Below are 25104 nucleotides of genomic sequence, written 5' to 3' on the forward strand. Positions count from 1 at the left end.
CCGGGGTGTTACACACCCCGTTAACTCGGTCGTACATCCAGCCGGTTGCCTGATTCCTTGCATTGAAGCGATGTACGGAGTTTATAGAGCAATGAAATTACCGATCTATCTCGACTACTCCGCAACCACGCCGGTGGACCCGCGTGTTGCCGAGAAAATGATGCAGTGTCTGACCCTGGACGGAAACTTTGGTAACCCAGCGTCTCGTTCACACCGTTTCGGCTGGCAGGCTGAAGAGGCGGTAGATATCGCCCGTAACCAGATTGCTGACCTCGTGGGCGCTGACCCGCGTGAAATCGTCTTTACTTCCGGTGCGACTGAATCCGATAACCTGGCGATTAAAGGTGCAGCCAACTTTTATCAGAAAAAAGGCAAGCACATCATCACCAGCAAAACCGAACACAAAGCCGTGCTGGACACCTGTCGTCAGCTGGAGCGCGAAGGATTTGAAGTCACCTACCTCGCCCCGCAGCGTAACGGCATTATTGACCTGAAAGAACTTGAAGCGGCAATGCGTGACGACACCATCCTCGTGTCCATCATGCACGTGAATAACGAAATCGGCGTGGTGCAGGATATCGCGACTATCGGCGAAATGTGCCGTGCGCGCGGCATCATCTATCACGTCGATGCGACCCAGAGCGTGGGCAAACTGCCTATCGATCTGAGCCAACTGAAAGTTGATCTGATGTCCTTCTCCGGCCACAAAATCTATGGTCCGAAAGGTATCGGTGCGCTGTACGTGCGTCGTAAACCGCGTATTCGTATTGAAGCGCAGATGCACGGCGGCGGTCACGAGCGCGGTATGCGTTCCGGTACGCTGCCTGTGCACCAGATCGTCGGCATGGGTGAAGCTTACCGTATCGCTAAAGAAGAGATGGAAACCGAGATGGCGCGCCTGCGCAGTCTGCGTAACCGTCTGTGGGACGGCGTGAAAGATATGGAAGAAGTGTATCTTAACGGCGATCTCGAGCAGGGCGCACCGAACATTCTCAACGTTAGCTTCAACTATGTTGAAGGCGAATCGCTGATTATGGCGCTGAAAGATCTGGCTGTATCCTCCGGTTCTGCATGTACTTCTGCAAGCCTGGAGCCATCCTACGTGCTGCGCGCGCTGGGGATGACCGACGAGCTGGCACACAGCTCAATTCGTTTCTCTTTAGGTCGTTTCACTACCGAAGAAGAGATTGACTACGCCATTAATCTGGTTCGCAACTCCATCGGCCGCCTGCGTGACCTTTCTCCGCTGTGGGAAATGTACAAACAGGGCGTGGATCTGAACAGCATTGAATGGTCACATCACTAATCGGTACCGATAAGGAGAATTCAGCATGGCTTACAGCGAAAAAGTAATCGATCATTATGAGAATCCACGTAACGTGGGTTCTTTTGACAACAGCGACGAGAACGTGGGCAGCGGCATGGTGGGTGCACCAGCCTGTGGCGACGTGATGAAGTTGCAGATTAAAGTCAACAATGAAGGTATCATTGAAGACGCGCGTTTCAAGACTTACGGCTGCGGTTCCGCTATTGCTTCCAGCTCTCTGGTTACCGAATGGGTAAAAGGGAAATCTCTGGACGAAGCACAGGCGATTAAAAACACCGATATCGCCGACGAGCTTGAACTGCCACCGGTGAAAATTCACTGCTCTATTCTGGCTGAAGACGCGATTAAAGCCGCGATTGCGGATTACAAAAGCAAACGTGAAGCAAAATAATTAAGAGTTGAGGTTTTATTATGTCGATTACCTTAAGCGACAGTGCAGCAGCGCGTGTAAATACCTTCCTGGCAAACCGCGGTAAAGGGTTTGGTCTGCGTCTGGGCGTGAGAACCTCCGGCTGCTCAGGTATGGCCTATGTACTGGAATTTGTTGACGAGCCGGCGGCTGAAGATACCGTGTTTGAAGACAAAGGCGTTAAAGTTGTGGTCGACGGTAAGAGCCTGCAATTCCTCGACGGTACGCAGTTAGACTTCGTCAAAGAAGGTCTGAACGAAGGGTTTAAGTTTACTAACCCGAACGTGAAAGACGAATGTGGATGCGGCGAAAGCTTCCACGTGTAACGCGCTTACCGATAACCCCACCGTGGTCGCCTGCGCGTGGGGTTTGTTTTACCTGACTCTCTGGTTTTGCTCCCGTGAACAACAGAGAATCGATGCCCTGAGAATGTTATGGACTACTTCACCCTCTTTGGCTTGCCGGCCCGTTATCAGCTCGATACTCAGGCGCTGAGCCTACGTTTTCAGGATCTACAACGTCAGTATCATCCTGATAAATTTGCCAGCGGTTCCCAGGCGGAACAACTTGCTGCGGTTTCGCAGTCCGCCACGATCAACCAGGCCTGGCAAACGCTGCGTCATCCTTTGATGCGCGCCGAATACTTATTGTCTTTACACGGCTTTGACATCCGTAGCGAGCAGCACACGGTGCGCGATACCGCGTTCCTGATGGAACAACTGGAGCTGCGGGAAGAGCTGGACGAAATTGAACAGGCAAAAGACAGTCAACGTTTAGATGCGTTTATGCAGCGCCTCAGCGAAATGTATAACGTTCGTCATCAACTGATGGTGGAACAGCTGGATAGCGAGACGTGGGACGCAGCGGCAGATACCGTGCGTAAGCTGCGTTTTCTCGATAAACTGCGAAGCAGTGCAGAACAACTCGAAGAAAAACTGCTCGATTTTTAATTTCCGGAAGCGAAAATGGCCTTATTACAAATTAGTGAGCCTGGTCTGAGCGCCGCGCCGCACCAGCGTCGTCTGGCGGTAGGTATCGATTTAGGCACCACCAACTCCCTGGTTGCGACCGTACGCAGCGGCCAGGCCGAAACGTTGGCAGACCATGAAGGTCGCCACCTGTTGCCGTCAGTGGTTCACTATCAGCAGCAGGGTTATTCTGTCGGTTACGATGCCCGCGCCAATGCTGCGCTGGATACGGCAAACACCGTCAGTTCGGTAAAACGCATGATGGGCCGCTCTCTGGCGGATATCCAGGCGCGTTACCCGCATCTGCCATATACGTTCCAGGCAAGCGAAAACGGCTTGCCGATGATTGAAACCGCTGCCGGATTGCTTAATCCGGTGCGCGTCTCCGCGGATATTCTGAAAGCGCTGGCCGCGCGGGCAACCGAATCACTGTCCGGCGAACTGGATGGCGTAGTAATCACCGTTCCGGCTTACTTTGACGATGCACAGCGTCAGGGGACCAAAGATGCCGCGCGTCTGGCGGGCCTGCACGTATTGCGTCTGTTGAACGAACCGACCGCAGCAGCGATTGCCTATGGTCTGGACTCCGGTCAGGAAGGCGTGATTGCGGTCTACGATCTTGGCGGCGGTACTTTTGATATTTCTATTCTGCGCCTGAGCCGCGGCGTGTTTGAAGTGCTGGCGACCGGCGGTGATTCCGCGCTCGGCGGCGACGATTTTGACCATCTGCTGGCCGATTATATTCGCGAGCAGGCTGGCGTGGCCGACCGTAGCGATAACCGCGTACAGCGCGAACTGCTGGATGCCGCTATTGCAGCGAAAATCGCGCTTAGCGACGCTGATTCTGTAACGGTTAACGTGGCGGGATGGCAGGGTGAAATCACCCGTGAAACCTTTAATGAACTCATTTCCGCACTGGTCAAGCGTACGCTGCTGGCCTGCCGTCGCGCGCTGAAAGATGCGGGCGTGGAGCCGCAGGATGTGCTGGAAGTGGTGATGGTCGGTGGTTCAACTCGCGTGCCATTGGTGCGTGAACGCGTCGGTGAATTTTTTGGCCGTACGCCGCTGACTTCTATTGACCCGGACAAAGTGGTCGCTATTGGTGCGGCAATCCAGGCAGATATTCTGGTCGGAAATAAACCGGACAGCGAAATGCTGCTGCTGGATGTTATCCCGCTGTCCCTGGGACTGGAAACCATGGGCGGTCTGGTGGAAAAAGTGATCCCACGTAACACCACTATCCCGGTGGCGCGCGCGCAGGACTTTACCACCTTTAAAGATGGCCAAACCGCGATGTCCATTCACGTAATGCAAGGCGAGCGTGAGCTGGTGCAGGACTGCCGTTCACTGGCGCGTTTTGCGCTGCGCGGCATCCCGGCATTGCCAGCTGGCGGCGCACACATCCGCGTGACCTTCCAGGTGGACGCCGATGGCCTGCTGAGCGTCACCGCCATGGAAAAATCCACCGGCGTTGAGTCCTCAATTCAGGTTAAACCGTCCTACGGTCTGACCGACAGTGAAATCGCCTCCATGATTCAGGATTCGATGAGTTTTGCCGAGCAGGACGTTAAAGCCCGTATGCTGGCAGAACAGAAAGTCGAAGCGGCACGCGTACTGGAAAGTTTATCCGGTGCGTTGAACGCTGATGCCGCGCTGTTAAGCGCCGCAGAACGTCAGGCTATCGACACCGCCGCCGCGCATTTGAGCGAGGTTGCACAGGGTGACGATGTTGACGCGATAGAACAAGCCATTAAAAACGTAGACAAACAAACCCAGGAATTCGCCGCTCGCCGCATGGACAAATCCGTCCGTAGCGCGCTGAAAGGCCATTCCGTGGACGAGGTTTAATATGCCAAAGATTGTTATTTTGCCTCATCAGGATCTCTGTCCCGATGGCGCAGTTCTGGAAGCTGAGACCGGCGAAACCATTCTTGACGTTGCCCTGCGTAACGGTATCGAGATTGAACACGCCTGTGAAAAATCCTGTGCCTGCACAACCTGCCACTGCATCGTACGTGAAGGTTTTGATTCTTTGCCGGAAAGCACAGAAGAAGAAGACGACATGCTGGATAAAGCCTGGGGACTGGAGCCGGAGAGCCGTTTAAGCTGTCAGGCACGTGTCACCGAGGACGATTTAGTGGTCGAAATCCCACGTTACACAATCAATCATGCACGTGAGCATTAACAGAGGGTAGTATGGGACTGAAGTGGACCGATAGCCGTGAAATCGGCGAGGCGCTGTACGACGCGTTCCCCGATCTCGACCCCAAGACCGTTCGTTTCACCGATCTGCACCAGTGGATCTGTGACCTGGAAGAGTTCGATGATGATCCACAGGCATCGAACGAAAAAATCCTTGAGGCCATTTTGCTGGTCTGGCTGGACGAAGCCGAATAAGTCAACGGGCTGCCCACGGGTGGCCCGTTTTCCTGTATGCGCGAAAATAAGGATAAATAAAATGACAGAAGCCATGAAAATTACGCTTTCCACGCAACCCGCTGATGCCCGCTGGGGTGAAAAGGCGACATACAGCATTAATAATGATGGCATTACCCTGCACCTGAACGGAAAAGATGACCTCGGCCTTATCCAGCGCGCCGCCCGTAAAATTGACGGCCTGGGTATTAAACATGTCCAACTGGACGGTGAAGGCTGGGATACCGAACGTAGCTGGGCGTTCTGGCAGGGCTACAAAGGGCCAAAAGGCACCCGCAAAGTTGAGTGGGCCGCTCTGGATGAGGCGCAGCGCAAAGAGCTGGATAACCGCCTGAAAATTATTGACTGGGTGCGCGATACCATTAACGCCCCGGCAGAAGAGCTGGGCCCGGAACAGCTGGCGCAACGCGCAGTAGACCTGCTGTGCTCTGTTGCCTGCGATAACGTCTCTTACCGCATCACTAAAGGCGAAGATCTGCGCGAGCAGAACTACATGGGATTGCATACCGTAGGTCGTGGCTCCGAACGTCCTCCGGTGCTGCTGGCGCTGGATTACAATCCAACTGGCGATAAAGAAGCCCCGGTTTATGCCTGCCTGGTGGGTAAGGGAATTACCTTTGACTCCGGCGGATACAGCATCAAGCAAAGCGCATTTATGGACTCGATGAAGTCTGATATGGGCGGCGCGGCAACGGTGACCGGCGCGCTGGCGTTCGCCATCACCCGTGGTCTGAACAAGCGCGTGAAGCTGTATCTGTGCTGCGCGGATAACCTGATCAGCGGCAACGCCTTTAAGCTCGGCGATATTATTCACTATCGCAATGGTAAAAAAGTTGAAGTGATGAATACCGATGCCGAAGGGCGTCTGGTACTGGCCGATGGACTGATTGACGCCAGCGCGCAAAAACCAGAATTGATCATTGATGCTGCGACGCTGACCGGCGCGGCGAAAACTGCGCTGGGCAACGATTACCATGCGCTGTTTAGCTTTGACGATCAACTGGCTGCCCGTCTGCTGGCAAGCGCGGCGCAAGAAAACGAGCCGTTCTGGCGTCTGCCGTTGGCAGAGTTCCACCGTAGCCAGCTGCCGTCTAACTTTGCCGAGCTGAATAATACTGGCAGTGCGGCCTATCCGGCGGGTGCTAGCAGCGCGGCGGGTTTCCTGTCCCATTTCGTGGAAAACTATCAGCAAGGCTGGCTGCACATCGACTGCTCTGCAACCTATCGCAAAGCGCCAGTTGAGCAGTGGTCTGCGGGCGCAACTGGTCTGGGTGTGCGCACGATTGCAAATCTGCTGATTGCCTGAACGGTGTTTTTGTAGGCCGGGTAAGCGAAGTGCCACCCGGCATTTTGCCTGATGGCGACGCCGTGCGTCTTATCAGGCCTACAACCCATATACATAATTTGTGATCTCTATGTCCGAAACGAAAAACGAATTAGAAACCCTGCTGGAGCAAGCGGCGACAGAGCCTGCGCATCGTCCGGCATTTTTCCGTACTTTACTGGAGTCTACCGTCTGGGTGCCGGGTACAGCCGCAGAAGGCGAGGCGGTGGTTGAAGACAGCGCCCTCGATCTTCAGCACTGGGAAAAAGAAGACGGCACGACCGTGATCCCGTTCTTCACCTCCCTGGAAGCTCTGCAGCAGGCGGTTGAAGATGAGCAGGCGTTTGTCGTCATGCCGGTGCGTACATTGTTTGAAATGACGCTCGGCGAAACGCTGTTTCTCAACGCGAAACTGCCGACTGGCAAAGAATTTATGCCGCGTGAAATCAGCCTGCTGATGGGGGAAGAAGGGAATCCGCTCAGCACCCAGGAAGTACTGGAAGGCGGTGAATCGCTGATCCTCTCTGAAGTCGCTGAACCTCCGGCGCAGATGATTGACTCGCTGACTACGCTGTTTAAAACCATTAAGCCAGTAAAACGCGCGTTTCTCTGCTCGATCAAAGAAAGTCCGGATGCCCAACCCAACCTGCTTATTGGCATTGAAGCCGATGGCGATATTGAAGAGATTATTCATGCCACGGGGAGTGTTGCAACGGATACGTTACCGGGTGATGAACCGATTGACATCTGCCAGGTGAGGAAAGGTGAGAAGGGCGTGAGCCACTTTATCACTGAGCATATCGCACCGTTCTACGAACGTCGCTGGGGCGGTTTCCTGCGCGACTTTAAACAGAATCGGATTATCTAAATTGTAAGCCGGATAAGCGAAGCGCTATCCGGCATTTCTAGCTTTATAATACCGGTTCTACCGGTAAATCGTTGCGAGCACCCCACTCGCTCCATGCGCCGTCATACAATGCGACGTTAGAAACGCCCAGCGTGGCAAGTGCCAGCACCACCACGGCAGCCGTTACGCCGGAGCCACAGCTGGCGATAATCGGGCGGTCAAAGCTCACGCCGTGACTGAAGAAAATAGCATCCAGTTCGTCGGTAGTTTTCAGCTCGCCGTCACGAACCAATTCTGTCCACGGTACATTAAGCGCACCGGGCACATGACCACGCTTCAGGCCAGGACGAGGTTCGTCAACTTCTGCGTTAAAACGCGCAGCCGGACGGGCATCGACGATCTGTGCGGTTTTTTCATGACTGGCCAGCAGTACATCGGTAACACGCACAACAGCGCCAGGCGTAAAGGCCACGTTAAATTCACCTTCAGGTAAATCCTCATCGCCTTCTTTGAGCATTAGATCATCGCGCTTCCAGCCTGCCAGACCGCCCGCCAGAATGGAGACATTTTCGACGCCAAATGTCCGCAGCATCCACCATGCGCGTGGCGCGGAAAACAGATTACCGTCATCGTAGATAACCAGATGCTTATCCTGATCAACGCCCAGCTCGCGCATCGCAACGGCAAAAGCTTCCGGGCGTGGCATCATATGCGGTAGCGGTGAGGTATGATCGGAAAGCGCTTCAATATCAAAAAAGACTGCGCCAGGAATATGGCCCGCACGATACTCCTCGCCAACATCGCGATCTTCCTGTCCTGGAGGTGCCATCCGGGCATCAAGAATTTGTATTTCCGGGTCGTCAATGTGTTCGGCAAGCCAGTCGGCAGCGACAAAGAAGGCGGTGGTCATAGGCATCTCCATTTTTACCAGGTTTTGGCAAATTGTCGGATGTTTACCGTAAAGCGACAAGTAAAACAGGCTGATTTGTCAGGTGAATCCACATTAATCACTAAAATTAAGACAACGTTGTTCAGTTACTGACTTCCACCGCCGGAAATCTGACGCATAATAGTTGTTCTACGTAGCTAACGGGCCACTACGGCCAGGGATGAAAAATGAAACATTTACGCGTAGCGGCCTGCATGCTGATGCTGGCACTGGTCGGGTGCGATAATAATAACGAAAAATCACCGACGGCTGCGAAGCCTGATGCGCCTGCGCCACAGACAGCGCCAGCAAAAGATAAGGCTCAATTACAAAAACTGATGCAGCAAAGCCAGGGCAAGTCGCTGACGCTGCTGGATGCCTCAGAGGTCCAGCTCGACGGTGCGGCAACGCTCGTGTTGACCTTCTCCATTCCCCTCGATCCGGATCAAGATTTTTCCCGCGTCGTGCACGTTGTTGATAAAAAAAGCGGCAAAGTGGATGGTGCCTGGGAGCTGGCGCCAAATCTGAAAGAGCTACGCTTACGCCATCTGGAACCTAACCGGGAACTGGTCGTTACCATTGAGCGTGATTTGCTGGCGCTGAATAAAGCGACGTTCGCTATTGATTATGAAAAAAACATTACTACTCGCGACGTCCAGCCAAGCGTAGGGTTTGCCAGTCGCGGCTCGCTGCTGCCGGGAAAAGTGATTGAAGGGCTGCCGGTGATGGCCCTTAACGTTAATAGCGTAGATGTGAACTTCTTCCGCGTGAAGCCTGAGTCGCTCGGTGCGTTTGTCAGCCAGTGGGAATACCGCAATTCGTTGACTAACTGGGAATCTGACAATCTGCTGAAAATGGCGGAACTGGTGTATACCGGACGCTTTGACCTCAATCCTGCGCGCAACACCCGTGAGAAGCTGCTGTTGCCGCTGAGCGATATCAAGCCGTTGCAGCAAGCAGGTGTTTACATCGCGGTGATGAATCAGGCTGGACAATACAACTACAGTAATGCCGCTACGCTGTTCACGCTCAGCGATATTGGTGTGTCTGTACACCGTTACCATAATCAACTGGATGTCTTTACGCAGAGTCTGGAAAACGGCGCCGCGCAGCAGGGGATTGAGGTCACGTTACTCAATGAAAAAGGACAGACGTTGGCGCAGGCTACCAGCGACGCTCAGGGTCATGTCAAACTGGAGACTGATAAAGACGCGGCTTTATTGCTGGCCCGCAAAGACGGGCAAACCACGCTGCTGGATCTGAAGCTCCCGGCGTTGGATCTGGCTGAATTTGATATTGCCGGTGCGCCGGGATACAGCAAGCAGTTCTTTATGTTCGGCCCACGCGATCTCTATCGTCCTGGCGAAACGGTGATCCTCAACGGATTACTGCGTGACAGCGATGGCAAAACGTTGCCCGACCAGCCGGTGAAGCTGGAGGTCGTGAAGCCCGACGGACAAGTGTTACGCTCGGTGGTTAGCCAACCGGAAAACGGCTTGTACCGCTTTAGCTGGCCGCTGGACACCAACGCGCCAACCGGCATGTGGCATATTCGGGCTAATACGGGCGACAACCAGTCACGGATGTGGGATTTCCACGTCGAAGACTTTATGCCGGAGCGAATGGCGCTCAATCTCACCGCCAATAAGATCCCGGTGGCACCAACTGATGACGTGAAGTTTTCGGTAGTGGGCTACTACCTGTACGGCGCGCCCGCTAACGGCAATGCTCTGCAAGGGCAGCTTTTCCTGCGCCCGCTGCGCGAAGCGGTGCAGGCATTGCCGGGGTTCCAGTTTGGTAATATTGCCGAAGAAAATCTTTCCCGCAGCCTCGATGAAGTTCAGCTCACGCTGGATGACCACGGACGCGGCGAAGTGACCACCAACAGCCAGTGGCAGGAGACGCATTCCCCGTTACAGGTGGTTTTGCAAGCCAGTCTGCTGGAGTCGGGGGGCCGTCCGGTGACGCGTCGGGTTGAGCAAGCCATCTGGCCTGCGGATACGCTGCCGGGCATTCGTCCGCAGTTTGCAGCGAAAGCCGTCTATGACTACCGCACCGATACCACCGTGAATCAGCCTATCGTTGATGAAAACAGCAACGCCGCTTTCGACATTGTGTATGCCGATGCGCAAGGCAAGAAAAAAGCGGTGTCCGGTTTGCAGGTGCGTTTGATCCGCGAGCGACGAGATTATTACTGGAACTGGTCTGAAGGCGAGGGCTGGCAATCACAGTTCGATCAAAAGGATCTGGTTGAAGGTGAGCAGACTCTGGATCTTAAGGCCGATGAAACCGGTAAAGTCAGCTTCCCGGTTGAGTGGGGCGCCTATCGTCTGGAAGTGAAAGCTCCGAATGATGCGGTGAGCAGCGTACGCTTCTGGGCCGGTTATAGCTGGCAGGATAACAGCGACGGCAGTGGGGCTGTGCGTCCCGATCGCGTGACGCTGAAACTGGACAAACCCAGCTATCGTCCCGGTGATACCATGAAGCTGCACGTTGCCGCTCCCGCTGCTGGCAAAGGTTATGCGATGGTGGAATCCAGCGAAGGCCCGCTGTGGTGGCAAGAAATAGACGTACCGGCGGATGGTCTCGATATCTCCATCCCAATCGATAAAACCTGGAATCGCCACGATTTGTATCTTAGTGCGCTGGTGGTTCGTCCTGGCGACAAGTCCCGTTCGGCAACGCCAAAACGGGCGGTCGGTTTACTGCATTTGCCGTTAGGTGACGAAAACCGTCGTCTGGCGCTGGCGCTGGAAAACCCGGCGAAAATACGTCCAAACCAGCCGTTGACCGTCAAGATTAAAGCCAGCGTCAAAAATGGCGACGTACCAAAACAGGTTAACGTGCTGGTCTCTGCCGTTGATAGCGGGGTGCTGAACATTACCGATTACGCCACGCCGGATCCGTGGCAGGCGTTTTTCGGGCAAAAACGCTATGGCGCGGATATTTATGATATTTACGGCCAGGTGATCGAAGGGCAAGGACGCCTGGCGGCGCTGCGCTTTGGTGGTGATGGCGATGAATTAAAACGCGGCGGTAAGCCACCGGTTAATCACGTCAATATCGTGGCGCAACAGGCGCTGCCGGTCACGCTTAACGAGCAGGGCGAAGGTACGGTGACGTTACCTATTGGTGATTTCAACGGCGAGCTGCGGGTAATGGCGCAGGCCTGGACGACGGATGACTTTGGCAGCAGCGAAAGCAAAGTGATTGTCGCCGCGCCAGTAATTGCTGAGCTGAATATGCCGCGCTTTCTGGCGGGGGGAGATACGTCGCGCCTGACGCTGGACGTGACTAACCTGACTGACAAACCGCAAACGCTGAATATTAAGCTCGCGGCCAATGGTTTACTGGAGCTGATGGGGCAAGATCCCGCACCGGTAAATCTGGCTCCAGGCGTAAGGACTACGCTGTTTATTCCGGTGCGCGCGCGGGAAGGGTTTGGCGATGGCGAAATTCAGGCAGAAATTAGCGGTCTGACTTTACCGGGTGAAACGCTGCCTGTTCAGCATAAACAGTGGAAGATTGGCGTGCGTCCGGCGTTCCCGGCGCAAACCGTTAATAACGGTGTCGCACTTCAGCCGGGCGCGACCTGGCAGCTTCCGGGCGAAGAACTGACCAATTACTCCCCTGTGACGATGCAGGGGCAACTGCTGTTCAGCGGTAAGCCGCCGCTAAACCTGGCGCGCTATATCCGCGAACTGAAAGCGTACCCTTACGGTTGTCTGGAGCAAACGGCGAGCGGGTTGTTCCCATCCTTATACACCAACGCAGCGCAATTGAAGGCGTTAGGTATTGTGGGCGACAGCGATGAAAAACGTCGCGCGGCAGTTGATATTGGGATTTCCCGTTTAGTGCAGATGCAGCGTGATAACGGCGGTTTTGCGCTGTGGGATAAAAACGGGTCGGAAGAGTACTGGCTGACCGCGTATGTCATGGATTTCCTCGTCCGGGCAAATGAACAGGGCTACAGTGTCCCGGTAGAGGTGATTAACCGGGGCAACGAGCGGCTACTGCGCTATTTGCAGGACCCGGGCATGATGTCGATTCGCTATACCGACGACTCTTCAGCAAGCCGGTTTGCCGTACAAGCCTACGCCGCGTTGGTTCTGGCACATCAGCAAAAAGCTCCGCTCGGCGCATTGCGTGAGATCTGGGAGCGTCGTGCGCAAGCAGCCTCTGGTTTACCGCTGTTACAACTGGGGATCGCGCTGAAAAATATGGGCGATGCCAACCGCAGTGAACAGGCGTTGACGCTGGCCCTGAATACACCGCGCCGCGATACGCAACAGTGGATGGCGGATTACGGCAGTGCGTTACGGGATAACGCGTTGATGCTGGCCTTGCTCGAAGAGAACAAGATCAAACCTGACGTGCAGAATACGCTGCTGAACACGTTGTCAGAACAGGCCTTTGGACAGCGCTGGCTCTCGACGCAGGAAAATAATGCGTTGTTCCTTGCCGCGCGTACGTTACAGGATTTGCCTGGTACGTGGCAGGCGCAAACTTCACTCTCGGAACAACCATTAGCAGGGGATAAATCGCTAACCCGCAATCTGGATGCCGATGCGCTGTCTACGCTGAGCGTCACCAATACCGGTAATTTACCGCTGTGGTTGCGTCTGGATGTGAGTGGTTATCCACAAACCGCACCGACGCCTGCCAGCAACGTTCTGCATATTGAGCGGCAAATCCTGGGAATTGACGGAAATAGCAAATCGCTAGATTCGCTGCGTAGCGGCGAACTGGTGCTGGTCTGGCTGGAGGTAAAAGCCAGCCAGAACGTGCCGGATGCGCTGGTGGTCGATTTACTGCCAGCAGGACTGGAACTGGAAAACCAGAATCTGGCCAACGGCAGTGCCAGCCTGCAGGATAGCGGCAGCGAAGTGGCGAATCTGCTCAATCAGATGCAGCAGGCAGATATCCAGCACGTTGAGTTCCGTGACGATCGCTTTGTCGCCGCGGTGGCGGTCAACGAAGGACAACCGGTTACGCTGGTGTATCTGGCGCGGGCGGTAACGCCGGGGACCTACCGGGTTCCTGTCCCGCAGGTGGAATCAATGTATATTCCGCAGTGGCGCGCGACCGGTGCGACAGAGGGACTTTTGATTGTCAGACCGTAAATGATACGCGGGTTGGGTAAACGCGGCTGCTGGCTCTGGCTGGCAGCCGTTGCACTATTGTTTGTGGCGGCGGTTTGGGCGGCAGATAAAATCTGGCCGCTGCCGCTGCACGAAGTCGATCCGGCGCGGGTCGTGGTGGCGCATGATGGTACGCCGCTGTGGCGCTTTGCCGATGCGGATGGTATCTGGCGGTATCCGGTAACGATTGATGAGGTGTCGCCCCGCTACCTTGAGGCGTTAATTAACTACGAAGACCGCTGGTTCTGGAAGCATCCCGGCGTCAATCCGTTTTCAGTACTGCGCGCGGCATGGCAAGACCTCTCCTCTGGGCGTGTGGTTTCTGGCGGCAGTACGCTCACCATGCAGGTCGCACGATTACTCGATCCCCATCCGCGAACCTTTGGCGGCAAGTTTCGCCAGCTCTGGCGCGCATTGCAGCTGGAATGGCATCTCTCCAAACGCGACATCCTGACACTGTATCTCAACCGCGCGCCGTTTGGCGGTACGCTGCAGGGCGTGGGGGCGGCAAGCTGGGCTTATCTTGGTAAATCACCCGTGCAATTGAGTTACTCCGATGCCGCGCTGCTGGCTGTTTTGCCACAGGCACCGAGCCGTCTGCGTCCGGATCGCTGGCCGGACCGTGCTGAAGCGGCGCGTAATAAAGTGCTCGAACGTATGGCGACCCAGGGTATTTGGCCTGCCAGACAGGTGCAGGAGTCGCGTGAAGAACCGGTCTGGCTGGCGCCCCGGCAAATGCCGCAGTTAGCACCGTTATTCTCGCGCATGATGTTGGGAAAAAGCCGAAGCGATAAAATCGTGACTACCCTTGATGCCGGATTGCAGCGTCAACTGGAAGAGCTGGCGCAAAACTGGAAGGGGCGCTTACCTGCGCGCAGTTCGCTGGCGATGATCGTGGTCGATCACACCGATATGAGCGTGCGTGGCTGGGTGGGGTCGGTAGATATGAATGACGACTCCCGCTTTGGTCATGTGGATATGGTGAATGCGATCCGTTCGCCTGGCTCGGTGCTGAAGCCGTTTGTTTATGGCCTGGCGCTGGATGACGGACTCATCCATCCCGCTTCGTTATTGCAGGATGTCCCGCGGCGAACCGGGGACTATCGACCGGGGAATTTTGACAGCGGTTTTCATGGCCCGGTGAGCATGAGCGAAGCGCTGGTGCGCTCGCTGAATTTACCCGCCGTGCAGGTACTCGAAGCCTATGGCCCGAAGCGTTTTGCCGCATCGTTACGTAACGTCGGCTTACCGCTGTATCTGCCCGCAGGGGCTGCGCCGAATCTGTCGCTGATTTTAGGTGGCGCGGGGGCAAGGTTGGAAGATATGGCTGCAGCGTACAGTGCCTTTGCCCGCCAGGGAAAAGCGGGAAAACTGCGTCTGCAGCCGGGTGATCCACTACTGGAACGTCCGTTGATGTCGGCGGGCGCGGCGTGGATTATTCGCCGCATTATGGCCGACGAAGCGCAACCGCTGCCGGATAACGCGCTGAGCAGAGTGGTCCCTCTGGCGTGGAAAACGGGTACCAGCTATGGCTATCGCGATGCCTGGGCGATTGGCGTTAATGCGCGTTATGTGATCGGTATCTGGACCGGCAGGCCCGACGGTACGCCAGTTGTGGGGCAGTTTGGTTTCGCCAGTGCCGTGCCGTTGCTCAATCAGGTCAACAATCTTTTGCTCTCTCGCGGGACAAATCAGCCGGAAGATCCACGCCCTGAATCCGTGAGTCGTGGTGTGGTGTGCTGGCCGGGCGGGCAATCTCTTGCCCCCGGTGACAGCAACTGCCGTCGCCGTCTGGCAACCTGGTTACTGGATGGCAGTCAGCCGCCAACGTTATTATTGCCCGAACAGGAAGGGGTTAATGGCATTCGTTTTCCTGTCTGGCTGGATGATGATGGTAAACGTGTGGCGGCGGATTGCCCGCAGGCGCACGAGCAAACGTTAATCGTTTGGCCTTTGCCGCTGGAGCCATGGCTACCGGAATCAGAACGCCGTGGGGCGAGATTACCGCCAGTTTCTGCCACATGTCCGCCGCTGGGACAAGACGCTTCGCAGCCGTTGCAGTTGACAGGCATTCGTGATGGCGCGATTGTGAAGCGTTTACCCGGTTCTGCTCAAGCCTCATTACCGGTGCAAACCAGCGGTGGGAGCGGTGAACGCTGGTGGTTTCTTAACGGTGAAAGGCTGGATGAACGCGGACGTCGTCTTACGTTACGGCTGGCGACTAAAGGGGATTATCAACTGCTGGTGATGGATGATGCAGGCCAGGTAGCGACGGTGAGATTTTCGATGCAGTAGACCAGTTAGTGACTGTTTGTTGCTAAAATTCATCTTATTTTAAAGAAATGTTACCTTCATCAATAGTCAATTGCCGGGATGCTCTTTATAATCCGCGCCAGGTCGTACATCTATATAGACAACAACAGAACACATTACAGAGGTTATCATGGCTATTGAACGTACTTTTTCCATCATCAAACCAAACGCGGTGGCAAAAAACGTTATTGGGAGCATCTTTGCGCGCTTTGAAGCAGCAGGGTTCAAAATCGTCGGGACTAAAATGCTGCACCTGACCGTTGAGCAGGCGCGTGGTTTCTATGCTGAGCACGATGGCAAACCGTTCTTTGACGGTCTGGTTGAATTCATGACCTCTGGTCCGATCGTTGTTTCTGTTCTGGAAAGCGAAAATGCCGTACAGCGTCATCGCGATCTGCTGGGCGCAACCAACCCGGCGAATGCGCTGGCCGGTACTCTGCGTGCAGACTATGCTGACAGCTTCACCGAGAACGGTACTCACGGTTCCGACTCCGTTGAGTCAGCGGCGCGCGAAATCGCCTATTTCTTTGGTGAAGGTGAGGTTTGCCCGCGCACTCGCTAATCTCCTGCGTCTTTCACGTCGCAGATGCGTTGGCTGCATTCGTTTACCCCGGTCACAGAGTTTTCTATGCTCCCGGGGATGCTCGAACTTGCCGCCTTCCTGCGACGCGAAATCCTTTGGAGATGAATTAGCGATTTACATATTATTTTCGCTAATGCTTCGTGCAAACGTGGCATCCCTGCGCCAGACTTTGTACAATGCAACGCCCCGGAAGAGCAGATCGCTTGCCGGGGCGTTTCTTTTTAACCCTCCACGGGCCACAACGTGTAACAACGAGGCCGGAAAAAATTATGTCTGAATTAGTTAACACCTCTGAAGTCGTCATTCCTGCGGTTCCAAATAAAAATGGAAAAATTAACCTGCTGGATCTGAACCGTCAGCAAATGCGCGAATTCTTCAAAGAGATGGGCGAAAAACCGTTTCGTGCCGATCAGGTCATGAAGTGGATGTACCACTATTGCAGCGACAACTTTGATGACATGACTGACATCAATAAGGTGCTGCGTAACAAGCTGAAAGAAGTGGCTGAAATTCGCGCCCCGGAAGTGGTGGAAGAGCAGCGTTCTTCTGACGGTACGATCAAATGGGCTATCGCTGTTGGCGATCAGCGCGTTGAAACGGTGTATATCCCGGAAGACGATCGTGCGACCCTGTGTGTTTCTTCACAGGTCGGTTGCGCATTAGAGTGTAAATTCTGCTCTACGGCGCAACAGGGCTTTAACCGTAACCTGCGGGTATCGGAGATCATTGGCCAGGTCTGGCGCGCGGCGAAAATCGTCGGCGCGGTCAAAGCAACGGGCGTGCGTCCTATCACCAACGTGGTGATGATGGGGATGGGTGAGCCGCTGCTCAACCTGACCAACGTAGTGCCGGCGATGGAAATCATGCTGGATGACTTCGGTTTTGGGTTGTCCAAGCGTCGCGTCACGCTCTCCACCTCGGGCGTTGTCCCTGCGCTGGATAAGCTGGGTGATATGATTGACGTCGCGCTGGCGATTTCTCTGCATGCGCCGAACGATGAAATTCGTGACGAAATTGTACCGATCAACAAAAAGTACAATATCGAAACATTCCTTGGCGCGGTTCGTCGTTATCTGGAGAAATCCAACGCTAACCAGGGCCGTGTGACCATTGAGTATGTGATGTTAGATCACATCAATGATGGCACTGAACACGCGCATCAGCTGGCAGAACTGCTGAAAGATACGCCGTGTAAGATCAACCTGATCCCGTGGAACCCGTTCCCGGGCGCGCCGTATGGTCGTAGTTCTAACAGCCGTATCGATCGTTTCTCCAAAGTGTTGATGAGCTATGGTTTCACCACCATTGTGCGTAAAACACGTGGCGATGACATCGATGCAGCCTGTGGTCAGTTGGCGGGCGACGTTATCGACCGTACCAAGCGTACTTTGCGTAAGCGTATGCAGGGCGACGCTATCGACATTAAGACCGTTTGATGTTGGCGCACTACGGTATAATTCTTGTACCGTAGTGCAACGTAAGCCATATGAGGTTTTTTGTTGTCGTCGTCAGGTCAATAATAACGGTGCGTTTTTGTCGACTTTAAGGCAGTATGTAACGGCGTAACAAGTGTTTAGCCCTCAGGTTTACGCCGTTTTGTCATTGATAGTCTGACCGTTTTATACTGTCTGACGAAGGTTAACTGACCAGATGTTTCGCGGTGTGGGTGAGCATTGTGGCTCGCCGGCATCAGAACCCAAATATTACGCAGCTGTAGCGAATGAATACTGAAGCCACGCACGACAAAAATGAAACACTATCCACCGGCATTCGTCTGCGCAATGCCCGTGAACAACTCGGATTCAGCCAGCAGGCAGTCGCGGAGCGACTTTGCCTGAAGGTCTCCACGGTACGCGATATTGAAGAAGATAAGGCGCCAGCCGATCTTGCTTCAACATTCCTGCGCGGGTATATCCGTTCTTATGCGCGTCTGGTGCATATTCCTGAAGAAGAACTGTTGCCAGGGCTGGAAAAACAGGCTCCGATTCGTCCTGCCAAAGTCGCACCGATGCAGAGCTTCTCGCTCGGTAAGCGTCGTAAGAAACGCGACGGCTGGTTAATGACCTTTACCTGGCTGGTACTGTTTGTCGTGGTCGGACTGACTGGCGCCTGGTGGTGGCAGAACCATAAAGCGCAGCAGGAAGAGATCACCACCATGGCCGATCAATCCTCCGCTGAGTTGAATGCCGGTAAAGAGGGGGCGCAGAATGTACCGTTAGATACCAGCGCTGCAGCAAGCCCGGATACCACGTCGGCTGTTGAAAATGGCGCGGTAACGGATTCAGCGCCAGCGCAACAAGATACCGCAGCGGCTCAGGCCCCGGCTGCTGATGCGCAACAAAACGCCGTCGTTGCCCCTTCTCAGGCTAACGTCGATACTGCAACCACAGCGCCAGCTACCGCGGCACCGCTGCCGACCGATCAGGCAGGTGTGACTACACCTGCAGCCGATCCTAACGCGCTGGTGATGAACTTTACCGCCGATTGCTGGCTGGAAGTCACCGATGCGACCGGTAAAAAACTGTTCAGCGGGATGCAGCGTAAAGACGGCAATCTGAATTTGACCGGTCAGGCACCGTACAAACTGAAGATTGGTGCTCCGGCGGCAGTGCAGATTCAGTTCCAGGGTAAACCTGTCGATCTGAGTCGTTTTATCAGAACTAACCAGGTTGCGCGTCTGACCGTTAATGCCGAACAATCACCGGCTCAGTAACAGACGGCAATGCGGGAGATTTTTTAATGCATAACCAGGCTCCAATTCAACGTAGAAAATCGACACGCATTTACGTTGGGAACGTGCCGATCGGCGATGGTGCGCCCATCGCCGTACAGTCTATGACTAATACGCGTACCACGGACGTGGAAGCGACGGTTAATCAGATTAAAGCGCTGGAACGCGTAGGCGCAGACATTGTTCGTGTCTCTGTACCGACAATGGATGCCGCAGAAGCGTTCAGGCTTATCAAACAGCAGGTTAACGTCCCGCTGGTTGCCGATATACACTTCGACTATCGTATCGCACTGAAGGTGGCGGAATACGGCGTTGATTGCCTGCGTATTAACCCAGGTAATATCGGCAGTGAAGAGCGTATTCGCATGGTGGTGGATTGCGCTCGTGATAAAAATATTCCTATCCGTATCGGCGTCAACGCCGGATCGCTGGAAAAAGATCTGCAGGAAAAATACGGTGAACCGACGCCTCAGGCGCTGCTGGAATCCGCGATGCGCCACGTGGATCACCTCGATCGTCTGAACTTCGATCAATTCAAAGTTAGTGTTAAAGCGTCTGACGTTTTCCTCGCCGTAGAATCCTATCGCCTGCTGGCGAAACAGATCGATCAACCGTTGCATCTGGGGATCACCGAAGCTGGTGGCCTGCGTAGTGGTTCGGTGAAGTCCGCGATCGGCCTTGGCCTGCTGTTATCTGAAGGGATCGGCGATACGCTGCGTGTTTCTCTGGCGGCCGATCCGGTGGAAGAGATCAAAGTTGGTTTCGATATCCTGAAATCGTTGCGCATTCGCGCGCGCGGGATCAACTTCATCGCTTGCCCAACCTGTTCGCGTCAGGAGTTTGACGTTATTGGTACGGTTAACGCGCTGGAGCAACGCCTGGAGGATATCATTACGCCAATGGACGTTTCGATCATCGGCTGCGTAGTAAACGGCCCTGGTGAAGCGCTGGTTTCTACGCTGGGCGTGACGGGCGGTAACAAGAAAAGCGGCCTGTATGAAGACGGCGTGCGTAAGGACAGACTCGATAACGACGACATGATTACGCAGCTTGAAGCCCGCATTCGTGCCAAAGCAAGTATTCTGGACGAAGCGCGTCGTATCGACGTGCAGCAGCTTGAAAAATAACAACGTGATGGGAAGCGGCATGCTTCCCGTGTATGATTGAACCCGCATGGCGCCCGCATTGTTCGGGTTAGCGCTGAGGGTTCATTTTTATATTCATAAAGAGAATAAACGTGGCAAAAAACATTCAAGCCATTCGCGGCATGAACGATTATCTGCCTGGCGAAACCGCCATCTGGCAGCGCATTGAAGGCACTCTTAAAAACGTGCTCGGCAGCTACGGTTACAGTGAAATCCGCTTGCCGATTGTAGAGCAGACCCCGTTATTCAAACGCGCGATCGGTGAAGTCACCGACGTGGTTGAAAAAGAGATGTATACCTTTGAGGACCGTAATGGCGACAGCCTGACGTTGCGTCCTGAAGGGACTGCGGGCTGCGTACGCGCCGGCATCGAACATGGTCTCCTGTACAATCAGGAACAGCGTCTGTGGTATATCGGGCCGATGTTCCGCCACGAACGTCCGCAGAAAGGACGCTATCGTCAATTCCATCAGCTGGGTGTCGAAGTGTTTGGCCTGCAAGGCCCGGACATCGATGCAGAACTGATTATGCTGACCGCTCGCTGGTGGCGCGCGCTGGGTATTTCTCAGCATGTCAGCCTGGAGCTGAACTCGATCGGTTCGCTTGAAGCCCGCGCTAACTACCGTGATGCGCTGGTTGCCTACCTGGAACTGCACAAAGAGAAACTGGACGAAGACTGCAAGCGCCGTATGTACACCAACCCGCTGCGCGTTCTCGACTCCAAAAACCCGGAAGTACAGGCGCTGCTCAACGACGCGCCTGCACTGGGCGACTATCTTGACGACGACTCGCGCGAGCACTTCGCGGGTTTGTGCAAACTGCTGGAGTCCGCAGGCATTGCCTACACCGTCAATCAGCGTCTGGTTCGTGGTCTTGATTACTACAACCGCACCGTATTTGAGTGGGTCACCAGCAGCCTGGGCTCTCAGGGTACCGTGTGTGCCGGTGGTCGTTACGACGGTCTGGTAGAGCAACTTGGCGGTCGTGCAACGCCTGCCGTGGGCTTTGCTATGGGTCTGGAACGACTTGTTTTGTTAGTTCAGGCAGTTAATCCGGAATTTAACGCAGATCCTGTTGTCGATATATACCTGGTCGCTTCAGGGGCGGACACGCAGTCGGCAGCAATGACGCTTGCAGAACGTCTGCGCGATGAAGTTCCTGGTGTGAAACTGATGACAAACCACGGTGGCGGCAACTTTAAGAAACAGTTTGCCCGTGCCGATAAGTGGGGCGCCCGCGTTGCACTGGTACTGGGCGAGTCCGAAGTGGCTGACGGTACTGTTGTAGTGAAGGATTTGCGCTCTGGTGAGCAAACGGCAGTAGCGCAGGATAGCGTTGCCGCGCATTTGCGCACTTTACTGGGCTAAGGAGAAGGACAGCGTGGAAATTTACGAGAACGAACACGACCAGGTTGATGCGGTAAAACGCTTCTTTGCTGAAAACGGCAAGGCGCTGGCTGTTGGGATCATTTTAGGGGTTGGCGCGCTGGTTGGTTGGCGTTACTGGACCAGCCATCAGACGGAGTCCGCACGCTCTGCTTCTCTGGCGTATCAAAATACGGTGACTGCGGTTAGCGCGGGTAAACCGGACAGCATTCCTGCCGCTGAGAAATTTGCTGCAGAGAATAAAAATACCTATGGCGCGCTGGCTTCACTGGAACTGGCGCAGCAGTTTGTTGACCAAAATGAACTTGAGAAAGCCGCAAGCCAGCTGCAACAAGGCTTGGCTGCGACCAGCGATGAAAATCTCAAAGCAGTGATAAACCTGCGTCTGGCTCGTGTTCAGGTTCAGCTTAAACAGGCTGATACCGCGCTGAAAACACTCGAAACCATTAAAGGTGAAGGGTGGGCGGCCATTGTTGCCGATCTGCGTGGTGAAGCGTTGTTGAGTAAAGGCGATAAACAAGGTGCGCGTAGCGCATGGGAAGCGGGTGTGAAAAGCGATGCCTCTCCTGCTCTGAGCGAAATGATGCAGATGAAAATCAATAATTTGTCCATCTGAGAGGGACCCGATGCAATTGCGTAAATTACTTCTGCCAGGGCTGCTTTCCGTTACCCTATTGAGCGGCTGTTCACTGTTTAGTGGCGAAGAAGATGTCGTTAAGATGTCCCCATTACCGGTAGTTGAAAACCAGTTTACTCCGTCTACGGAATGGAGCACCTCTGTAGGAAACGGTATTGGTGATTTCTATTCCAATCTTCATCCTGCGCTGGCGGATAACGTTGTCTATGCTGCCTCTCGCGCTGGTGTAGTTAAAGCGTTGAACGCAGGCGACGGCAAAGAAGTCTGGTCTGTGAATCTGGGTGAGAAAGATGGCTGGTTCTCCCGTGCATCTGCACAGCTTTCTGGCGGTGTAACCGTGTCCGGCGGTCATGTTTATATCGGCAGTGAAAAAGCACAGGTTTATGCGCTGAACACCAGTGACGGTACTACCGCATGGCAGACGAAAGTCGCTGGTGAAGCGCTGTCTCGTCCTGTTGTGAGCGATGGCGTGGTATTGATCCACACCAGCAACGGTCAGTTGCAGGCCTTAAACGAAGCCGACGGCGCCATCAAATGGACCGTTAACCTCGACATGCCTTCTCTGTCTCTGCGTGGCGAATCCGCTCCGGCAACCGCCTTTGGCGCAGCTATTGTTGGCGGTGATAACGGTCGCGTAAGCGCCGTGCTGATGCAGCAGGGCCAGATGATTTGGCAGCAGCGTATCTCTCAGGCGACAGGCCCAACGGAAATCGATCGTCTGAGCGACGTTGATACCACGCCGGTTATCGTCAATGGCGTTGTTTACGCGCTGGCTTATAATGGTAACCTGACGGCGTTGGATCTGCGCAGTGGTCAGATCATGTGGAAACGCGAACTGGGCTCGGTGAATGATTTCATCGTCGACGGTAACCGTATCTACCTGGTTGACCAGAATGACCGCGTGCTGGCACTGACCACCGATGGCGGCGTGACGCTGTGGACGCAAAGCGATCTGCTGCACCGTCTGCTGACGTCCCCGGTATTGTATAACGGCAATCTGGTCGTCGGTGATAGCGAAGGCTACCTGCACTGGATTAACGTTGACGATGGCCGTTTTGTTGCCCAGCAGAAAGTTGACAGCTCAGGTTTCCTGACCGAGCCGGTCTCTGCTGATGGTAAACTGCTGATCCAGGCGAAAGACGGTACGCTGTACTCTATTACCCGTTAATCGTCGCGGCCGCTCGCTTTGAAAAACGGCTCCTGGTGCAGGGGCCGTTTTACTGTTTTTAACAACGGAGCAAAAATGTGCCCGTTGTCTGATGATTTTTTAAATGAGGCTTTAAACATGGTACCTGTGGTCGCGCTTGTCGGGCGCCCTAACGTTGGCAAATCCACGTTATTTAACCGTCTAACTCGCACCCGAGATGCGCTGGTTGCGGATTTCCCGGGTCTGACTCGTGACCGTAAGTACGGTCGTGCGGAAATTGAAGGCCGCGAGTTTATCTGTATTGATACCGGCGGTATTGATGGCACCGAAGACGGTGTTGAAACCCGTATGGCGGAACAGTCGCTGTTGGCTATCGAAGAAGCGGACGTTGTGCTGTTCATGGTGGACGCGCGTGCTGGCCTGATGCCAGCGGATGCAGCTATTGCGAAACATCTGCGCTCGCGCCAGAAACCGACGTTCCTGGTAGCCAACAAAACTGACGGACTCGATCCTGACCAGGCGGTTGTTGATTTCTACTCTCTGGGTCTGGGTGAAATTTATCCGATCGCGGCGTCCCATGGTCGTGGCGTTCTCAGCCTGCTGGAGCATGTTCTGCTGCCGTGGATGGATGACGTTGCTCCGCAGGAAGAAGTCGACGAAGACGCGGAATACTGGGCGCAGCTGGAAGCCAAAGAAAATGGCGAAGAAGAGCCTGAAGATGATTTCAATCCGCAGGATTTGCCGATCAAACTGGCGATCGTGGGTCGCCCGAACGTAGGTAAGTCCACACTTACTAACCGTATTCTTGGCGAAGATCGTGTGGTGGTTTACGACATGCCGGGGACCACGCGTGACAGTATTTATATTCCGATGCAGCGCGATGAGCGCGAATATGTGCTTATCGATACCGCGGGCGTGCGTAAGCGCGGCAAAATTACCGAAGCGGTAGAAAAATTCTCAGTTATCAAAACGCTGCAGGCGATTGAAGATGCCAACGTGGTGATGCTGGTGATTGACGCGCGCGAAGGGATTTCCGATCAGGACCTGTCGCTGCTGGGCTTTATCCTCAACAGTGGGCGCTCACTTGTTATCGTTGTGAATAAGTGGGATGGTCTGACGCAGGAAGTAAAAGAGCAGGTCAAAGAGACGCTGGACTTCCGTCTGGGCTTTATTGATTTTGCACGCGTACACTTTATCTCTGCGCTGCACGGCAGCGGTGTGGGTAATCTGTTTGAATCGGTCCGTGAAGCGTATGACAGCTCCACCCGTCGCGTGAGCACCGCGATGCTGACGCGCATCATGACCATGGCAGTAGAAGATCATCAGCCGCCACTGGTGCGTGGTCGTCGTGTGAAGCTGAAATACGCCCACGCGGGCGGTTATAACCCGCCAATCGTGGTGATTCACGGTAACCAGGTCAAAGACCTGCCTGATTCCTACAAGCGTTATCTGATGAACTATTTCCGCAAATCTCTGGACGTAATGGGGACGCCGATCCGTATTCAGTTCAAAGAAGGGGAAAACCCGTTTGCCAACAAACGCAATACGCTGACTCCGACTCAGATGCGTAAACGTAAGCGTTTGATTAAACACATTAAAAAAAGTAAGTAATCGTTGCTGATGCAGATGAAAACCCGCGCTTGTCGCGGGTTTTTTTCGTTATTCCAACGTCAACCTCAGCCCGCGCAATGTCAATCACTATTCGTTTTTTACCAAGTTTAAATCTAAGAAAGTAGACAATTGTCGAGTTTTCATCTTAAAGTCCCCCGGTTGGTACTAGACA

At 54.4% G+C, this 25104-nt stretch carries 20 protein-coding genes; 19 read left to right on the top strand and 1 reads right to left on the bottom strand.

Features of this window, described 5'->3' with window-relative positions; genetic code table 11:
- Nucleotides 1-91 precede the first annotated feature (91 nt).
- The 9 genes from iscS (at nt 92) to sseB (ending at nt 7332) form a co-directional block, all read left to right on the top strand.
- A complete protein-coding gene (gene iscS / locus GUC46_RS06405) occupies nt 92-1306 on the top strand; it encodes a cysteine desulfurase (protein WP_003838433.1) in 1215 nt (404 codons plus the stop codon).
- A 25-nt stretch (nt 1307-1331) separates the two neighbouring features.
- Complete coding sequence (gene iscU, locus GUC46_RS06410; RefSeq protein WP_002913991.1) at nt 1332-1718, top strand: Fe-S cluster assembly scaffold IscU; 387 nt, start codon at nt 1332-1334, stop codon at nt 1716-1718.
- 20 nt (nt 1719-1738) lie between these two features.
- On the top strand, nt 1739-2062 hold the full coding sequence (iscA, locus tag GUC46_RS06415) for an iron-sulfur cluster assembly protein IscA (protein WP_003037681.1): 324 nt from the start codon (nt 1739-1741) through the stop codon (nt 2060-2062).
- Between the two features lie 108 nt (nt 2063-2170).
- On the top strand, nt 2171-2686 hold the full coding sequence (hscB, locus tag GUC46_RS06420; RefSeq protein WP_160179938.1) for a co-chaperone HscB: 516 nt from the start codon (nt 2171-2173) through the stop codon (nt 2684-2686).
- Nucleotides 2687-2701: 15 nt separating this feature from the next.
- Nucleotides 2702-4552: a Fe-S protein assembly chaperone HscA gene (gene hscA / locus GUC46_RS06425; protein WP_003838439.1), complete on the top strand. Its 1851-nt coding sequence runs from the start codon at nt 2702-2704 to the stop codon at nt 4550-4552.
- A 1-nt stretch (nt 4553) separates the two neighbouring features.
- Nucleotides 4554-4889, top strand: coding sequence for an ISC system 2Fe-2S type ferredoxin (gene fdx, locus GUC46_RS06430; protein WP_003037690.1), 336 nt, complete (start codon nt 4554-4556; stop codon nt 4887-4889).
- A gap of 11 nt (nt 4890-4900) precedes the next feature.
- Nucleotides 4901-5101 carry a Fe-S cluster assembly protein IscX gene (gene iscX, locus GUC46_RS06435; protein WP_003037694.1) on the top strand — a complete coding sequence of 67 codons (201 nt, stop codon included), beginning with the start codon at nt 4901-4903 and terminating at the stop codon, nt 5099-5101.
- Nucleotides 5102-5162: 61 nt separating this feature from the next.
- Entirely contained in the window at nt 5163-6446 is a 1284-nt protein-coding gene (pepB, locus tag GUC46_RS06440) for an aminopeptidase PepB (RefSeq protein ID WP_130714445.1), read from the top strand.
- 109 nt (nt 6447-6555) lie between these two features.
- Nucleotides 6556-7332, top strand: a complete 777-nt coding sequence (sseB, locus tag GUC46_RS06445) for an enhanced serine sensitivity protein SseB (protein WP_032937889.1) — start codon at nt 6556-6558, stop codon at nt 7330-7332.
- A 43-nt stretch (nt 7333-7375) separates the two neighbouring features.
- Here sseB and sseA read toward each other — a convergent pair whose 3' ends face one another.
- Nucleotides 7376-8221: a 3-mercaptopyruvate sulfurtransferase gene (gene sseA, locus GUC46_RS06450; protein WP_032937887.1), complete on the bottom strand. Its 846-nt coding sequence runs from the start codon at nt 8219-8221 to the stop codon at nt 7376-7378.
- Between the two features lie 206 nt (nt 8222-8427).
- Here sseA and GUC46_RS06455 point away from each other — a divergent pair, with 206 nt between their 5' ends.
- From GUC46_RS06455 to der, 10 genes are all read left to right on the top strand, one after another.
- Nucleotides 8428-13362, top strand: coding sequence for an alpha-2-macroglobulin (locus tag GUC46_RS06455; protein ID WP_160179941.1), 4935 nt, complete (start codon nt 8428-8430; stop codon nt 13360-13362).
- Nucleotides 13363-15675, top strand: coding sequence for a peptidoglycan glycosyltransferase PbpC (pbpC, locus tag GUC46_RS06460; RefSeq protein WP_160179943.1), 2313 nt, complete (start codon nt 13363-13365; stop codon nt 15673-15675).
- A gap of 148 nt (nt 15676-15823) precedes the next feature.
- Complete coding sequence (gene ndk, locus GUC46_RS06465) at nt 15824-16255, top strand: nucleoside-diphosphate kinase (protein ID WP_003037710.1); 432 nt, start codon at nt 15824-15826, stop codon at nt 16253-16255.
- Nucleotides 16256-16545: 290 nt separating this feature from the next.
- Nucleotides 16546-17712, top strand: coding sequence for a bifunctional tRNA (adenosine(37)-C2)-methyltransferase TrmG/ribosomal RNA large subunit methyltransferase RlmN (locus GUC46_RS06470; protein WP_003037713.1), 1167 nt, complete (start codon nt 16546-16548; stop codon nt 17710-17712).
- Nucleotides 17713-17996: 284 nt separating this feature from the next.
- The gene (gene rodZ, locus GUC46_RS06475) at nt 17997-18989 is read left to right on the top strand and encodes a cytoskeleton protein RodZ (RefSeq protein ID WP_003847106.1); all 993 of its coding nucleotides are present in this window, start codon (nt 17997-17999) and stop codon (nt 18987-18989) included.
- 26 nt (nt 18990-19015) lie between these two features.
- On the top strand, nt 19016-20134 hold the full coding sequence (gene ispG, locus GUC46_RS06480; protein WP_003838451.1) for a flavodoxin-dependent (E)-4-hydroxy-3-methylbut-2-enyl-diphosphate synthase: 1119 nt from the start codon (nt 19016-19018) through the stop codon (nt 20132-20134).
- A 110-nt stretch (nt 20135-20244) separates the two neighbouring features.
- Nucleotides 20245-21519, top strand: a complete 1275-nt coding sequence (gene hisS, locus GUC46_RS06485) for a histidine--tRNA ligase (protein WP_003835173.1) — start codon at nt 20245-20247, stop codon at nt 21517-21519.
- A 13-nt stretch (nt 21520-21532) separates the two neighbouring features.
- On the top strand, nt 21533-22153 hold the full coding sequence (locus tag GUC46_RS06490; RefSeq protein ID WP_003037727.1) for a YfgM family protein: 621 nt from the start codon (nt 21533-21535) through the stop codon (nt 22151-22153).
- Between the two features lie 10 nt (nt 22154-22163).
- On the top strand, nt 22164-23342 hold the full coding sequence (gene bamB, locus GUC46_RS06495; protein WP_003037730.1) for an outer membrane protein assembly factor BamB: 1179 nt from the start codon (nt 22164-22166) through the stop codon (nt 23340-23342).
- A gap of 117 nt (nt 23343-23459) precedes the next feature.
- Entirely contained in the window at nt 23460-24932 is a 1473-nt protein-coding gene (gene der / locus GUC46_RS06500) for a ribosome biogenesis GTPase Der (protein ID WP_003037733.1), read from the top strand.
- Nucleotides 24933-25104: the final 172 nt, after the last annotated feature.

Source organism: Citrobacter sp. LUTT5 (assembly GCF_009905315.1).
Lineage (GTDB): Bacteria > Pseudomonadota > Gammaproteobacteria > Enterobacterales > Enterobacteriaceae > Citrobacter > Citrobacter freundii.

What these genes read in the sequence shown, in the direction of transcription:
- iscS (WP_003838433.1), top strand. Translation starts at nt 92, where the DNA reads ATGAAATTACCGATCTATCTCGACTACTCCGCAACCACGCCGGTGGAC.
- iscU (WP_002913991.1), top strand. Translation starts at nt 1,332, where the DNA reads ATGGCTTACAGCGAAAAAGTAATCGATCATTATGAGAATCCACGTAAC.
- iscA (WP_003037681.1), top strand. Translation starts at nt 1,739, where the DNA reads ATGTCGATTACCTTAAGCGACAGTGCAGCAGCGCGTGTAAATACCTTC.
- hscB (WP_160179938.1), top strand. Translation starts at nt 2,171, where the DNA reads ATGGACTACTTCACCCTCTTTGGCTTGCCGGCCCGTTATCAGCTCGAT.
- hscA (WP_003838439.1), top strand. Translation starts at nt 2,702, where the DNA reads ATGGCCTTATTACAAATTAGTGAGCCTGGTCTGAGCGCCGCGCCGCAC.
- fdx (WP_003037690.1), top strand. Translation starts at nt 4,554, where the DNA reads ATGCCAAAGATTGTTATTTTGCCTCATCAGGATCTCTGTCCCGATGGC.
- iscX (WP_003037694.1), top strand. Translation starts at nt 4,901, where the DNA reads ATGGGACTGAAGTGGACCGATAGCCGTGAAATCGGCGAGGCGCTGTAC.
- pepB (WP_130714445.1), top strand. Translation starts at nt 5,163, where the DNA reads ATGACAGAAGCCATGAAAATTACGCTTTCCACGCAACCCGCTGATGCC.
- sseB (WP_032937889.1), top strand. Translation starts at nt 6,556, where the DNA reads ATGTCCGAAACGAAAAACGAATTAGAAACCCTGCTGGAGCAAGCGGCG.
- sseA (WP_032937887.1), bottom strand. Translation starts at nt 8,221, where the DNA reads ATGACCACCGCCTTCTTTGTCGCTGCCGACTGGCTTGCCGAACACATT.
- GUC46_RS06455 (WP_160179941.1), top strand. Translation starts at nt 8,428, where the DNA reads ATGAAACATTTACGCGTAGCGGCCTGCATGCTGATGCTGGCACTGGTC.
- pbpC (WP_160179943.1), top strand. Translation starts at nt 13,363, where the DNA reads ATGATACGCGGGTTGGGTAAACGCGGCTGCTGGCTCTGGCTGGCAGCC.
- ndk (WP_003037710.1), top strand. Translation starts at nt 15,824, where the DNA reads ATGGCTATTGAACGTACTTTTTCCATCATCAAACCAAACGCGGTGGCA.
- GUC46_RS06470 (WP_003037713.1), top strand. Translation starts at nt 16,546, where the DNA reads ATGTCTGAATTAGTTAACACCTCTGAAGTCGTCATTCCTGCGGTTCCA.
- rodZ (WP_003847106.1), top strand. Translation starts at nt 17,997, where the DNA reads ATGAATACTGAAGCCACGCACGACAAAAATGAAACACTATCCACCGGC.
- ispG (WP_003838451.1), top strand. Translation starts at nt 19,016, where the DNA reads ATGCATAACCAGGCTCCAATTCAACGTAGAAAATCGACACGCATTTAC.
- bamB (WP_003037730.1), top strand. Translation starts at nt 22,164, where the DNA reads ATGCAATTGCGTAAATTACTTCTGCCAGGGCTGCTTTCCGTTACCCTA.
- der (WP_003037733.1), top strand. Translation starts at nt 23,460, where the DNA reads ATGGTACCTGTGGTCGCGCTTGTCGGGCGCCCTAACGTTGGCAAATCC.